The organism is Aquisphaera insulae (assembly GCF_011064615.1).
Classification (GTDB): Bacteria; Planctomycetota; Planctomycetia; order Isosphaerales; family Isosphaeraceae; genus Aquisphaera; species Aquisphaera insulae.
The window spans coordinates 1-14,059 of the sequence record NZ_JAALJH010000014.1 but is presented as its reverse complement, the minus strand read 5'-3'; the positions used below and the strand labels follow the sequence as shown (position 1 = coordinate 14,059).

The following is a 14,059-nucleotide window of genomic DNA, read 5'->3' as shown; positions in this document are numbered from 1 at the left end:
GCAGCCCGACTTCACGACCGGCCCACGACGAATTCATTCCCTTGTTCCCTCGAACTACCTGGCGATCCATGCTCTGGCACCTAGAAATCCGCCCCTCCCCCGGCCGCGACGACCTCGCCGGACGAAGACTGGCCCACGAAGCCGCCGACTCGGGCATCCCGGGATTATGGGACATCGCCGTCAGCCGCGGCTTCCTGATCGAAGGCCCCCTCGGCCGCGAGGACGTGGAACGGGCCGCGCGCGAGGTCCTGGTGGACCCGGTCGTCGAGTCGTTCCGGATCCACCCCGACGGCGACGGCAGCCCGACCTCGGAGAAGATCGTCCACGTCCTGCCGAGGCCGGGCGTCACCGACCCGGAGGCGGAGAGTGCCCTCGAGCTGCTCCGCGACCTGGGCTACGCCGCATCCGAGATCCGGACGATCCGCTCGTACCTCATCGACGGGCCGGAGGACCTCCGGGGCCGCCTCGTCGATCGCCTCCTCGCCAATGAGGCCGTCGAGCAGGTCGTGATCGGCCCCCTGCCGTTCGACCGGCTGGGACAGGGGCACTCGTACGAGCTCCGCCGCATCATCGTCCCGATCCGCGCCATGGACGACCGCGGCCTGGTGGAGGCGAGCCGCGCGGGCCAGCTCTCGCTGAGCCTCGCCGAGATGAAGTCGATCCAGGCCCACTTCGCCGGCCTCGGCCGCGACCCCACCGATTGCGAGCTCGAGACCCTGGCGCAGACCTGGAGCGAGCACTGCTCTCACAAGACGCTCAAGGGCCGGATCGAGTTCGAGGGCCGGACGATCGACAACCTGCTCAAGCAGACGATCTTCGCCGCCACCCAGGAGCTGAACCTCGACTGGTTGGTGAGCGTCTTCTCCGACAACGCGGGGGTCGTCCGGTTCGACGACGAGGTCGACGTCTGCTTCAAGGTGGAGACCCACAACCATCCCTCGGCCATCGACCCCTACGGCGGATCGAACACCGGGATCGGGGGGGTGATCCGCGACGCGCTCGGCACCGGGCTCGGCTCCCGGCCGATCTGCAACACGGACGTCTTCTGCGTGGCCCCTCCGGACATGCCCGCGGAGCGCCTGCCGGCGGGCGTCCTGCACCCGCGCCGCGTGCTCAAGGGCGTTGTCGCGGGGGTCCGCGACTACGGCAACCGGATGGGCATCCCCACGGTCAACGGGGCCCTGGCGGTGGACCCCGGCTATCTCGCCAACCCCCTGGTCTTCTGCGGGACCGTCGGCGTCATCCCCCGCGGCATGGCGTTCAAGTCGGTGGAGCCCGGCGACCGGATCGTCGCGATCGGCGGCAAGACGGGCCGGGACGGGATCCACGGCGCCACCTTCAGCTCGCTCGAGCTGACCAGCGAGAGCGAGTCGATCTCCGGCGGCGCGGTCCAGATCGGCAACGCGATCACGGAGAAGATGGTCCAGGACGTGATCCTGCAGGCGCGCGACCGCGGCCTCTTCCACGCCATCACCGACTGCGGCGCCGGCGGCTTCAGCTCGGCCGTGGGCGAGATGGGCGAGAAGCTCGGGGCCGTCGTCGACCTGGATCGGGCCCCCCTGAAGTACCAGGGCCTCTCCTATACCGAGATCTGGATCTCCGAGGCCCAGGAGCGGATGGTCCTGGCCGTGCCGCCAGACCGATGGCCGGAGCTCGAGGCTCTCTGCCGGTCGGAGCACGTCGAGGCGACCGACCTCGGCGAGTTCGCGCCGACGGGGCGGCTGACGCTCCGCTACCACGGCGAGGTCGTCGCCGACCTGTCGATGGAGTTCCTCCACGACGGCCGCCCCGCCGTCGTCCGCTCCGCGAGATTCACCGCGCCGCCGCCCCGCCCCGTGGAATGGCCCGAGCGGATCGATTACGGCGCGGACCTGCTGGCCCTGCTGGGACACTGGGACGTCTGCAGCAAGGAGTGGATCGTCCGCCAGTACGACCACGAGGTCCAGGGCCGGACGGTCATCAAGCCGCTGGTCGGGGTGCTCGACGACGGGCCGGGCGACGCGTCGGTCGTCCTGCCGGTCCGGGATTCATACCGGGGGCTCGCGATCTCTTGCGGGATCAATCCCCGCTACGGCCGCCTGGATCCCTACGCCATGGCCGCCTGCGTCATCGACGAGGCCATCCGCAACTGCGTGGCCGTGGGCGCCGATCCGCGGCGGATCGCCCTCCTCGACAACTTCTGCTGGGGGAGCACCGATCGCCCCGAGACGCTCGGCTCGCTCGTCCTGGCCGCGCAGGCTTGCCACGACCTGGCCCTGGCCTACAAGACCCCGTTCATCTCGGGGAAGGACAGCCTGAACAACGAGTATTCCCACGAGGGGAAGAGCCTGGCCATCCCCCCCACGCTCCTGATCAGCGCGATCGGCCAGGTGCCGGACGTCCGGCGGTGCGTGACGATGGACCTGAAGGAACCGGGGAACCTGCTGGTGATCGTCGGGACGACCCGCGACGAGATGGGGGGCTCGCTCTGGGGCCACGTCCGCGGCATCGAGGGGGGCTCCGCCCCCCGGGTGGACGCGGAGCTCGGATCCGCCCTCTTCCGGGCGGTCCACATCGCCATCAGCCGTGGCCTCGTCCGGAGCTGCCACGACCTCAGCGAGGGGGGGCTGGCGGTCGCCCTGGCGGAGATGGCCATCGCGAGCGGCCTCGGGGTCGAGGCCTCGCTCCGCGACGTCCCCTGCGACGATGCCGCGGCGATCGACCCAATCCTCCTGTTCTCCGAGTCCCCCGGCCGGTTCTTGCTCGAGGTCCAGCCGCGGCACTACGCCACGCTCGCGGACGTGATCGGCGCCCTGCCGATGGGGAAGATCGGCGAGGTCCGCGAGGCCGCGGCGGGCGGGGTCCCCACGCTGACGATCTCGGGGCTCGACCACCGCCCCGTCGTCGCCGCCGCCGTCCCGGACCTCAAGGACGCCTGGCAGCGGACCCTGAGGTGGTGACGGCTCCTCTCGCCGAGCCCGCGGTCCCGCCCCGACGCCGGAGGATCGAATTCAAAACGACATCCTAAATACATATAAAGGTAAATCAATGTCAAGATTTGTCACGTTCGTGGACGGCTCCAACCTGGATGGGGTGCTGAAGCACCTGAACCTGCGGGTGGACGACTACGGAGCCTTCTATCGGCACGTCTTCGAGCAGAGCGTGCAGTACTGGGGCCGGACGTTCGCCGACGGGGCGCGGTGGCCGACGGCCCAGCACTCGCGGATCTACTGGTACGTCGTCGGCAAGATGGACGAATGGGACCTCTCCGACCCCAAGGCCGAGGCCCGGCTGCGGGCCCGGTTCGAGATGAACCCGAGGCTCCGCGACGCTTACATCGAGGACGTCAGCCGGCGGGCGCCGGAGCTGCCCTCGGAACGGCGGATCGAGGAGGCCTGGTCGGCCTGCTTCGCCGAGACCCGCGAATGGTACGACAACAAGAAGCGCGCCCTCGAGCGGAAGAAGCGGTTCTACCACGGCGTCCAGTCGGCGACCGACTTCGTGGAGATCCGCCAGGAGGGGCACTGGAAGGTGGACCTGCTCCATCACACCGTCAATGAGAAGGGGCTCGACACGAGCCTGGCCGTCGACATGGTGGCCCTGCAGGACACCTACGACATCGCGCTCTTGATCTCCGGCGATGCCGACGGCATCCCCGGCATCAACTACGTCAAGAGCCGGGCCAAGCACGTCGGCGTCGCCGAGTTCCGCCGCGGGTCGGCGGCCGACTTCCCGGCCAAGGGGGCCTCGTCGCGGCTCAAGATCGCGGCCGACTTCGTGGTCCAGGTCTACGAGGCCGAGCTGCTCCGCCGCAACCTCGCCTACCGCGCCGAGCCCGACTTCCACGGCCAGGGCTACGGCGGCGGCGAGTCCAATTACTGAGAATGTCCACCGGATCGTAACGGGATCGGAACTCGCATGAGCACTCCCCGCGTGATCGTCCTGAGGGCCCCCGGGACGAACTGTGACGAAGAGACCATCGCCGCCTGGCAACTCGCCGGCGCCGAGGTCGAGACCTGGCACGTCAACCGCCTCTTCGAGGAGCCCCGGGGCCTGGGACGGTTCCAGGCCCTGACGATCCCCGGGGGCTTCTCCTACGGCGACGACCTGGGAGCCGGCCGGATCCTGGCGACGCGTCTGAATCACGCGCTCGGGGACGCGCTCCAGGGATTCCGCGACCGGGGCGGGCTGATCGCGGGCATCTGCAACGGCTTCCAGGTCCTGGTGCGATGCGGGCTGCTGCCCGGCGCGGACGGCGGCCGGGCGACGCTGACGAACAACGACTCGGGCCGCTTCGAAGCCCGCTGGATCCGCCTGGTCCCGCGGCCGGGCCTCTCCCCGTTCGTCGATTTCGACGATCCGATCGAGCTCCCGGTCGCCCACGGCGAGGGCAAGTTCCTGACGGCCGACGAGGCGTCGGCCGCCGCGCTCGACGACCGCGGCCAGATCGTCCTGAAGTATGCGGACGAGCGCGGCACGCCGACCCAGGACTACCCCGCCAATCCCAACGGATCGTCCCTGGCCGCCGCCGCCGTCTGCGACACCACGGGACGGGTCTTCGGCCTGATGCCGCATCCCGAGCGGCATGTCCGCGCGATCGATCACCCGCGCTGGACCCGCCACGCCGGCCCGCTACCCGAGGACGGGCAGGGGCTGCGGATCTTCCGGAGCGCGGTGGCGGCCCTGAAGTAGTGCTTTGTCACAGCCTGATTTTCGGGTTAGCGGCAAGACGGGCAGGAATGCCCGTCCTCCGTAATCGGAAACACACCTGGCTCGAAACCCGGGGGACAGACATTCCTGTCTGTCCTGCAACCCAAATCTGAGTGTTGACAGAGCACTATGGGGATTCTCGCCGTTCATCCCGAGCCGGGAAGACCTCGCCGAGGAACTTCGAGACGGCCGCGTTGATCCTGGGGCCGCCCCCCTCGAAGAAGTCGTTGTGTCCCGCGCCCTCGATCACGAGCGTGTCGACGGGCCTGGCCGCGGCCTTGGCGAGCGCCTCGTGCATCCAGAACGGGGCGAGCGGATCGAGCCGGCCGTGCCCCAGCAGGACCGGGCATTCCAGCCCGGGCATCTTCTTCAGGCTGTCGAACTTGTGCCGCAGGAGGAGCCCGGGGACGGGGAGGGGCCGGGGGATGATGGTCCGGGCCATGTCGCGCATGCTGGTGAACGTGCTGAAGGCGAAGACCCCGGCCAGGGGCCGCCTCGCCGTCGCGTCGATCGCGACGGCCCCGCCCAGCGACCAGCCGCCCACCACGATCCGGGAGTCCGGGAATCCCCGGGCGTTGAGCGCATCGAGCGCCGCGTCGGCCGCCTGGCGGCAGCCGGACTCCGACGGCTTGCCGCCGCTCATCCCGAAGCCCAGGTAATCCGGGATCACCACATTCAGGCCGAGGCGGCGGAATCGCTCGAACTCGCCGTCCGAATAGGCCAGGCACATGGCATTCCCGTAGAAGAAGACCAGTGCCGGCCGGGCCGCGGCGCCCGGATCGGGCCGGCCCCCGGGCAACAGCGCGGGGCCGAAGAGCGCGACCACGCGTTCCCCGCTCTTGCTCTTGAGGGTCAGCAACTCCGTCCCGGGCCGGGCGTCCACCCGGGCCTCCGGCTTGCCCTGGGTGTCGGAGCCCGGGAAGATCAATCGTTCCTGGAACTGGAAGAGCACGGCGTACATCCCCAGGATGACCAGCCCGAGCAGACGCAACCCGCGGATGACCAGCCGGCGTATCCTCGAGCGGTGCCCGGCCGGATGGACGTCGCGGGCGGCGGCGGGCGACGGCGACTCGGCGCCGGAGGTGTCCTCAACGGGATCGACCTGGGTGAGCGAACGCATGCGAGTGACTCGCGGCTCGGGCTCGATCGAGACTCATCATGGCATTCTATCGGGCCCGGGGGCGCGCACAAGGCCGGCCCGTGCCTCGCGGGAGGAGCCGCGGGGCGCGGGCCGGCTGGGCGTGAAGACCGGCGGCGATGTCCCCGACCTGGACCGGGGGGATCTCGATCCGAGGCCGGGAGGAGGAGTTGAGGTTCGTCGACTTCGATCGGGGATCGATCCGCTCAGATTCCGTTGCCGAAGTTGGCGGACTCGCCGCGGCGATGATACTCGGAGGAGACCTCCTCGCCGGGGTTCTCGCGGCGGGGGCTGACGTGCGGCCCGCGGAGGACCGACTGGTTGCCCCGGGCGTGCTGGGTATGGCCGCGGAGCGGGCCGCGACGGAGCGGCGGCTCGCTGGCGACGCCGTGGCCGGTCCCGGCGTGGGTCTCGTACGGCGAGTCGTAATCGTCCGCCTCGTAGTCGTCGTAGCGGGAGATGTAGCCCGGCATCTTGGCCCGCTCGAGCTCCTCGGCGTAGGAGGCGAGCACGGCGGCCTGGATCTTCTCCCGGCACATCGAGTTGATCGGGTGGGCGATGTCGGCGTGGAGCTTGGCCCGGCCGTCCGCGTCCCGGAGGGCGCGGTTCTCGTCCAGGCGGCATCCGCACTGGTTGCAGAAGCGGCTCCGGAGGTGGTTCTTGGTGCCGCAGTTGTGGCAGCGATCGGTCAGCTTGCGTGACGGCATGGCGACGAAGAAGCCCTTGGCCCCCTCGATGATCTTGAGATCGCGAATGACGAACATGTCGTCAAACGTGATGCTGCAGAATGCCTGCAGGCGTTCGTTGCTGCCCGAGTTGTCTTCCATGAGCTTGATGCGAACTTCGGTGATCTCCACAGCCAGTACTCCTTTACGAGGGCTTCTCTGCTCAGGGGCCGCAAGTCACGACCCGGACCCATCCTAGTCCGAGTGGTTCGAGAAGATCCGCGGCGCGTCCCGCCGCATCGGCGTCGCGGCAGAGCCCGAAATAGGCCGAGCCGCTGCCACTCATCAACGATCCTTCGAAGGGGGGGACGATCTCAGCCAGGGCGTCCCGCACCCGAGCCAGCTCGGGCCGGACATCCTCGGCGACGTGCTGGAGCCGATTGAAGAGGCTCCGTCCCAGGGGTCCGGGATCCCCCTCGTCCAACGCCTCCAGCACCGGGCCGATGGGCCGGGGCGTGTGGTCGGTCTCGAGCTTCCGGTACACCTCGGCCGTGCTCACGCCGACTTCCGGCGCGACCAGGACGAAATGAAGCGGATGCCGGACGGGCACGGCCTCGACCCGCTCCCCCCGGCCTCGGCAGACCGCCGACGGGGCGTGCAGGAAGAAGGGCACGTCGCTGCCGATCTCGCCGGCGATGGCGTCCATGCGGGCCTCGGACGTCCCCAGGCCCCAGATCCGGTCCAGGGCCACCAGGGTCGCCGCCGCATCGCTCGAGCCGCCGCCAAGGCCCGCCTGCGCGGGGATCACCTTCTTCAGGGTGATTGAGGCGCCGCGACGACAACCGGTCGCGGCCTTGAGCCGCTGGGCTGCCTTCACGACCAGGTTCTCGCCGCCGGTCGGCAGCCTCGGGTCGTCGCACTCCAGGATGACCGCGTCGGAGTCCTCCTCGCGGACGATCAGGGTGTCATGCAGATTCACGCTGACCATCAACGACTCGATCTCGTGGTAGCCATCGGGCCTGCGCGACAGGACCTCGAGGAACAGGTTTAACTTCGCCGGGGCGAGGACTTCCACGCCGCCGTCGATGAGTCGCACAATCATGAATCACTCGCCCCGGATCCCAATCGTCAGGCTTGTTGACCCTGTCTTCAGACCCGGGTGCCAGTGCCATTCCGCGGTGGTTTCTATCCCGGACCCCGGATCCCTGCAATAGCGAAAATTTACTAAAGTCGAAATCACCCAAGGGTTCGCGACGCCTTGACCTTGTATTTCTTTCAATGGCCCATTTGGAGGCTTCTCCGACACGGATCATGGCCATCGTGCAAGCCGAAACTCGCCCGTTTTTCGGGCCGGTCCGACGCCAGATCGAAAGCGGATAGATGCTTGCCCGCAGGCGGCGGCGGTGCTGTAATGCCAGGCAGTTCGGCCATCCCGCCCCCGACCGGCGTCCCTCCCACCTCCCGGGCCACCAGCCGGGATTTCCGCCTACCGAGGTATCACACCGATGATCCGAATCCCCGGCCTCGTGCTGATCCTGTCGCTCGCCTCGCTCGCCTCCGCCCCCATCACCACGGCGGCCCGCGGCGCCCCCGCGATCGTCTACGTCTCGACGGACGGCAACAACGCCTGGACCGGCCGCCGTCCCACCCCCTCGCCCGACGGCCGGGACGGCCCCGTGGCCTCGCCCCGGCGTGCACTCGAGCTGGCGAGAGAGCTTCGAAAGGCTGGCCTCGCCGGAGAAGGCATCCGGATCGAGATCCGGAGCGGCACCTACTTCCTGAGCGATCCCCTCACCCTCCTTCCCGAGGATTCCGGAACCCAGGAAAAGCCGATAACCTGGGCCGCCTACCGCGGTGAATCCCCCGTCCTGAGCGGCGGGACGGTCCTTAGCGGCTGGACCCGTACCAAGATCAACGGCCGGGATGCATGGACCGTGCGGCTTCCCGGAGAGGTCGTCCCGGGGGCTCCCTACGCCGCGGTTCGTGAGCTCTGGGTGAACGGCGTCCGGATGCGCCGGGCTCGCTGGCCCAAGTCCGGCACCCTCCAGGTCGCGGGCCTGAGCGACGGCGAGAAGCACGACAACTGGTCCCGCGGCGTCAACGAGTTCGCCTTCGAAGGCAGCGACCTGAAGGGCTGGCCCGGGCTGACTTCCGGCGAGGCCATCCTGGCCAACCGCTGGGTCGAATCGCACCTGCCGATCAAGGCCGTCGACGAATCGAAGCGGGTCGTCCGCTTCGAGAAGCGCACCGTGTTCCTCCCGGAAAAGGGGGACCGCTACTGGATCGAGAACGTCCCGGTGCACCTCACGGAGCCGGGCGAATACCAATACGACCCCAACAATCGGACCGTCACCCTGATCCCGACCTCGGGCGTCGATCCGAACGTCGCGACGGTCGTCATACCCCGCCTCGCCCAGGTCCTCCGCCTGGCCGGCCGCCCCGGCGAGGGGGCCTATGTCGAGCACGTGAACTTCCGCGGGATCACCTTCGCGCACGGCGAGTGGTTCTTCGATCACGCGCAGCTCAACCACCCGACCGCGGAAGAGGCGGCCATCGGCTGGAACCTCAAGCCCGACGCATCGGCCTCAGGCTTCGGCCAGGCGGCCATCGGCGTGCCGGGCCTCGTCGCCGGCCGGGGTGCCCGGTCCTGCTCGTTCGTGGGCTGCACGATCACGCAGGCGGGCACCTACGGGATCGAGCTCGCCGAGGGCTGCCAGGGGAACACGATCTCGCGATGCACGCTGACCGACCTGGGGGCCGGTGGCATCAAGCTCGGGGAGACCTCGATTCGCCCCGAGGCTCCCCGTCAGGCCTCCGGCAACGTCGTGACCGATTGCGTGATTTGCGACGGCGGATACCTCTTTCCGAGCTGCGTCGCCGTCTGGATCGGCCAGTCGCCCGGGAACGTGATCGCCCACAACGACATCCACGGCTTCCTCTACACGGGGATCTCGATCGGCTGGACCTGGGGCTACGGCCCGGCCAACGCCGCCAAGAACCTGGTGGAATTCAACCACGTCCACCACATCGGCAAGAAGTCAGACGCCGAAACCCCGATCCTCAGCGACATGGCCGGGATCTACACCCTGGGCAACCATGAGGGGACCGTGATCCGCCAGAACGTCTTCCACGACATCGCCGCTCGCGTTTACGGCGGCTGGGGCATCTACTTCGACGAGGGGACCACCCACATCCTGGCGGAGAAGAACCTGGTCTACCGGACGACTCACGGGGGCTTCCACCAGCACTACGGCAAGGAGAACACCTTCCGCAACAACATCCTCGCCTTCGGCCGCGATGCCCAGATCCAGCGGTCGAGGGTGGAGGATCATCAGAGCTTCCGGTTCGAACACAACATCGTCTACTGGGACAAGGGCCCGCTCCTCTCCGGCGACTGGAAGAAGATCCAGGCCAGCTTCGAGGGCAACACCTACTGGCGCACGTCCGACCCCGCGATCCGGTTCGACCAGCGTACCTGGGACGAATGGCGGAAAGCCGGTCAGGACCGGGATTCGAAGATCGCCGACCCGCATCTCACCGATCCCGGCCACGACGCCTTCGGCCTGACCGCGAGCTCGAGCGAAGCCCTGGCCGGGTTCGTCCCGTTCGACGTTTCGAAGGCCGGACCAAGGAGTCGTTGACCGACTTCCACGCTATCGGGCCTTTGCCCGTCCCTTCGTGGCCGGCCTCGTCGCCCCGTGGGCCGCGGCGACGTCCGCCGGCTCGAAGGTGCGGCCCTGGTCGTTCGTCTCCTCGATCCAGCGTTCGAGGACGCCTCGCAGGCGGGCCAGGGCCTCGCGGTGGGCGGACACCTCGGATCCGGCCAGGTTGTGGATCTCGTGCGGGTCGGCGTCCAGGTCGTAAAGCTCCTCCGCCGGCATCGTGGGGGCGGTCAGCACCTTCTGTACGGGCGTCAGCTTCCCCTGGGCGTCCAGCTCCTTGAGCAGGTTCCAGACCGGGTAGCTCCGCTCCTTGTAGGCATTCGCCTGGAGGAACGGGCGGTCGGGCGTGAAATTGCGGATGTAGCGGTAACGTCCATCGCGGACGGTCCGGAAGCGGAAGACCGTCTCGTCGCAGCGATCCCGGGCGCCGAAGGCGTAGGTCCGCGGCGAGTCGGCGTGATCGCCGAAGAGGATCCGCCCCTGCATCGCCGCCGGCTTGCCCGCGCCGGCGATGTCCAGGGTCGTGGGCGCGAGGTCAATCGACTCGACGAGCCGGTCATCGACCGTACCGGGGCGGTATCCGGAGGGGGCCTTCAGCCCTTTCGGCCAGCGGACGATCAGGGGGATGTGCAGCCCTTCCTCGTAGCAGAACTGCTTCCCCCGCACGTGTGACTGGCCGTGGTCGCCGAGGAAGACGACGATCGTGCTCTCCGCCAGCCCGTCCGCCTCGAGCTGCGTCAGGATCGCCCCCACCTTGCGGTCGAGCTCGGCGGCGGCGTCGAGGTACTTCGCCATGTCCGTTCGCGTGACCGGATGGTCCGGGTAATAGGGCGGAATGGAGACCGCAGCCGGATCGGTCCGGGCCGCGGCATGATAGGGCCGGTGCGTCTCCTGGAAGTTCACCTGGGCGTAGAACGGCTGGTGCGTCTTCAGGTCGGCCCATCGATCGGAATCGAACGACTTCCCCTCGTGGGTGAAATTCCAGTCCGTCTTGCCCGTCCCCTTGAAGCCGAGGCCCGGCGGCAGCGTGACGACATTCGCCGTGAAGTAGCCGGCGTCGCGGAGCCAGTCCGTCAGCACCCGAACGCCGTTCGGCAGGCGATAGCCGTCGTCGCGATGCGACCGGTGATTGTGGGCCCCGATCGTCGTCTGGTACATGCCCGTCATGAACGCCGAGCGGCTGGCCGAGCAAACCGGCGCGGTCGAGTAGGCCCGCGTGAATCGGACGCCCTCGGCCGCCAGCCGATCGAGGTTGGGAGTCCGCGCCAGGGACGTCCCGTAACAGCCCAGCTCCGGCCCGAGGTCCTCCCCGATCAGCCAGAGGACGTTCGGCCGGTCCGCGGCGGACGCGGGCCGACCCGCAAACGTTGACAACAACAGCAGAGTGAGAAGGAACCTCTTCACCGCGAATCCTCCGGTATAGACGCTGGGTCGTCCGCTCATCTTGACGGCCATGACGGGGCGTTGCAACCGGGCGGCGGCCCGCCCTCGATCGGCTCGGCGGCCGCCGATCGGTGCTCGCGAGCGGTCCGCGACCCGCGGCTGGTCGGACCTGGCAGCGGGCGAGCGACATGTGTAAGATGATCGACCGTCGAGGAGTCGCTGACAGCGTCGAGGGCGGGGCCGCGATGGCATCGGATCGCGTGGGACGGGATGGGCCGGCGATCCGGGCGGACGACCTGCGGAAGGTCTACGGGATCGAGCACAGCCGGGTCGAGGCCCTGCGCGGGGTCTCGATCGAGGTGCAGCCGGGGGAGCGGGTGGCCCTGCTCGGCAAGTCGGGATCGGGCAAGTCGACGCTTCTCAACCTGATGGCGGGGCTCGACCGGCCCACCTCCGGCGGCCTCCGCGTCGGCGGGCTCGACCTGCACGCGCTGTCGGGTCGCGAGATGGCACGGTTCCGATCGGGCGTCGTGGGGGTCGTCTTCCAGTCCTTCAACCTGATCGCGACCAGGACGGCCGTCGAGAACGTGGAGCTGCCGATGGTCTTCGCCGGCCAGCCGCCGGGGAGCCGACGGGCCGCGGCTCGGAAGGCCCTGGAAGCGGTCGGGCTCGGGGCGCGGCTCGATCACCGGCCGAGTCAACTGAGCGGCGGCGAGAACCAGAGGGTCGCCGTCGCCCGGGCGCTCGTGAATCAGCCCCGCGTGATCCTGGCCGACGAGCCCACGGGCAATCTCGACAGCCAGACGGCGCGGCAGATCATGGCCCTGCTCCTCGATTACGTCGGACGGCACGGGGCCACCCTCGTCCTCGTCACGCACGACGAGGAGCTCGCCGCGCGCTGCACCGACCGGACGGTCCGGCTCCTCGACGGCCGGATCATGCCCGAGGTCGCCGTCTAGGAGTCGTCGGAGGTTCGCCCGGTGCGTTGGTACGACCTGCTGAAATTCCCGCTGGCCTCATTCGGACATTCGAAGATCCGGACCTGCCTGACGACCCTGGGCGTGATCTTCGGTGCGTTCGTGCTGGCCGCGAGCCTGTCGATCGACGAGGGGGTCCAGCGGACGATCGAGCGCGAGGCGAGCCGCGGAGACGTCGCGCGCAAGATCACGGTTTCTCCCGGCTGGAAGCCGGCCGAGCCCGGGGCCGAGGAAGACGTGAAAGTCGCCGGCAAGATGTCTCCGGAGCGTCGCGAGCGGATCCGCAAGGTCCTGGCACAGCGTCGCCGCCAGGGCGGCCCGAGCCGGGAAGAGGTCAGCCTGACGCCGGAACGCCTGGAGACGCTCGCGCGAATCCCTCACGTCGAGAGGATGATCCCCATCGTCGGGGAAGGTGTCGTCGCCACCCTGGGCAACCGGCCCCAGCCTGCGAGCGTCTCATCGGGCGCCGGGGAGGACCCCGAGTTCCGCAAGCGGATCATCGCCGGCCGGGCGTTCGAATCCGACGAGGAGCGCTCGATCCTCCTCGCCGAGATGTTCGCCTACCGGATCGGACTCGTCGATGAGGCGGACCTCCAGCAGGTGATCGGCAAGCCGCTCCGGATCGCGATGGGAGGGGTGGAGGAGGGCCCGAGCATCTATGTCGGGCTGTCCGGCCGATCGCGCGGCGAGGGAGGCCGAGACGAACAGTCGGCGCTCCGGCAACTGGCCTGGCAGCTACCTGGCGCGCTCGACCGGCTGAGCCTGACCGCCGAGGAGGTCGCCGCCCTGCGGAAGGCCCTCCGGCCCGGGCCCGCGAAGGTCCGGCCGGCGGAGGTCGCCGACGATTTCCGGGTCGTGGGGATCTTCCGCGAGATGACCGACGACGAGAAGAGGCAGGCCTGGACCGGCTTCCCGGCCGACACGGACCTCGTGCTGCCGCGGCGGACGGCCATCGACCTGGCCTTCCGCGATCCCGGCCGCCGCGAGCGGGGGATCGACCGGGCGGTCCTCTTCGTCGACGACACGCGGAACGTCAAGGAGGTCGTCGGCAAGGTCGAGGCCCTCGGGTTCGGCAGCCGGTCGATCGTCGATTTCATCGAGCGCGAGCGGCTGACCTACCTCCTCATCTTCGGCGGCATGACCTGCGTGGCCGGCGTCGCCCTCCTCGTCTCGGCCCTCGGGATCGCCAACACGATGCTGATGAGCGTCCTGGAGCGGCGCCGCGAGATCGGCATCATGAAGGCCGTCGGGGCGGCGGACTGGCAGCTCCAGACGGTCTTCGTCCTCGAGGGGGCGCTGATCGGCCTCGTCGGCGGCGCGATCGGCCTCCTCCTGGCCTGGTCGATCTCGTTCCCGGGCGACGCCTGGGTCCGCTCGATGGTCCAGCGCGACATGAAGATCGACCTGACGGGCTCGATCTTCGCCTTCCCGCCCCGGATCGGCGTGCTGGTCCTCCTCTTCACCGTCGGCGTGACCATCGTCGCAGCCCTCTACCCGGCCCGCCACGCCGCGAAGGTCGACCCCGTCACCGCACTACGACACGAT

The 14,059-nt window shown here is 69.1% G+C and carries 10 protein-coding genes; 6 read left to right on the top strand and 4 right to left on the bottom strand.

The window, feature by feature from the left end; all coding sequences use genetic code 11:
* The first annotated feature begins 68 nt into the window (after window positions 1–68).
* From purL to purQ, 3 genes are all read left to right on the top strand, one after another.
* Complete coding sequence (purL, locus tag G6O54_RS10500; protein ID WP_165224605.1) at window positions 69–2,939, top strand: phosphoribosylformylglycinamidine synthase subunit PurL; 2,871 nt, start codon at window positions 69–71, stop codon at window positions 2,937–2,939.
* A gap of 88 nt (window positions 2,940–3,027) precedes the next feature.
* Entirely contained in the window at window positions 3,028–3,861 is an 834-nt protein-coding gene (locus tag G6O54_RS10495) for an NYN domain-containing protein (protein WP_165224380.1), read from the top strand.
* Window positions 3,862–3,897: 36 nt separating this feature from the next.
* Window positions 3,898–4,671, top strand: a complete 774-nt coding sequence (gene purQ / locus G6O54_RS10490) for a phosphoribosylformylglycinamidine synthase I (protein WP_165224377.1) — start codon at window positions 3,898–3,900, stop codon at window positions 4,669–4,671.
* A 145-nt stretch (window positions 4,672–4,816) separates the two neighbouring features.
* Here the strand turns inward: purQ and G6O54_RS10485 are convergent, their stop codons facing one another.
* The 3 genes from G6O54_RS10485 to ispE form a co-directional block, all read right to left on the bottom strand.
* Complete coding sequence (locus G6O54_RS10485) at window positions 4,817–5,809, bottom strand: alpha/beta hydrolase (RefSeq protein WP_165224374.1); 993 nt, start codon at window positions 5,807–5,809, stop codon at window positions 4,817–4,819.
* A gap of 224 nt (window positions 5,810–6,033) precedes the next feature.
* Complete coding sequence (locus tag G6O54_RS10480; RefSeq protein WP_165224371.1) at window positions 6,034–6,684, bottom strand: SpoVG family protein; 651 nt, start codon at window positions 6,682–6,684, stop codon at window positions 6,034–6,036.
* A gap of 31 nt (window positions 6,685–6,715) precedes the next feature.
* Window positions 6,716–7,594 carry a 4-(cytidine 5'-diphospho)-2-C-methyl-D-erythritol kinase gene (gene ispE, locus G6O54_RS10475; protein ID WP_165224368.1) on the bottom strand — a complete coding sequence of 293 codons (879 nt, stop codon included), beginning with the start codon at window positions 7,592–7,594 and terminating at the stop codon, window positions 6,716–6,718.
* A gap of 403 nt (window positions 7,595–7,997) precedes the next feature.
* On the opposite strand from ispE, the gene G6O54_RS10470 reads away from it, so the two are divergent.
* Window positions 7,998–10,133, top strand: coding sequence for a right-handed parallel beta-helix repeat-containing protein (locus G6O54_RS10470; RefSeq protein WP_165224365.1), 2,136 nt, complete (start codon window positions 7,998–8,000; stop codon window positions 10,131–10,133).
* A gap of 12 nt (window positions 10,134–10,145) precedes the next feature.
* Here G6O54_RS10470 and G6O54_RS10465 read toward each other — a convergent pair whose 3' ends face one another.
* Complete coding sequence (locus tag G6O54_RS10465) at window positions 10,146–11,558, bottom strand: sulfatase family protein (RefSeq protein ID WP_250846809.1); 1,413 nt, start codon at window positions 11,556–11,558, stop codon at window positions 10,146–10,148.
* Between the two features lie 224 nt (window positions 11,559–11,782).
* Here G6O54_RS10465 and G6O54_RS10460 point away from each other — a divergent pair, with 224 nt between their 5' ends.
* Window positions 11,783–12,496, top strand: coding sequence for an ABC transporter ATP-binding protein (locus tag G6O54_RS10460; RefSeq protein WP_250846808.1), 714 nt, complete (start codon window positions 11,783–11,785; stop codon window positions 12,494–12,496).
* A gap of 21 nt (window positions 12,497–12,517) precedes the next feature.
* Window positions 12,518–14,059: ABC transporter permease (locus tag G6O54_RS10455; protein WP_165224356.1), on the top strand; the 1,542-nt coding region annotated here is incomplete at its 3' end.

What these genes read in the sequence shown, in the direction of transcription:
- G6O54_RS10460 (WP_250846808.1), top strand. Translation starts at nt 11,783, where the DNA reads ATGGCATCGGATCGCGTGGGACGGGATGGGCCGGCGATCCGGGCGGAC.
- ispE (WP_165224368.1), bottom strand. Translation starts at nt 7,594, where the DNA reads ATGATTGTGCGACTCATCGACGGCGGCGTGGAAGTCCTCGCCCCGGCG.
- G6O54_RS10485 (WP_165224374.1), bottom strand. Translation starts at nt 5,809, where the DNA reads ATGCGTTCGCTCACCCAGGTCGATCCCGTTGAGGACACCTCCGGCGCC.
- G6O54_RS10470 (WP_165224365.1), top strand. Translation starts at nt 7,998, where the DNA reads ATGATCCGAATCCCCGGCCTCGTGCTGATCCTGTCGCTCGCCTCGCTC.
- purL (WP_165224605.1), top strand. Translation starts at nt 69, where the DNA reads ATGCTCTGGCACCTAGAAATCCGCCCCTCCCCCGGCCGCGACGACCTC.
- purQ (WP_165224377.1), top strand. Translation starts at nt 3,898, where the DNA reads ATGAGCACTCCCCGCGTGATCGTCCTGAGGGCCCCCGGGACGAACTGT.
- G6O54_RS10495 (WP_165224380.1), top strand. Translation starts at nt 3,028, where the DNA reads ATGTCAAGATTTGTCACGTTCGTGGACGGCTCCAACCTGGATGGGGTG.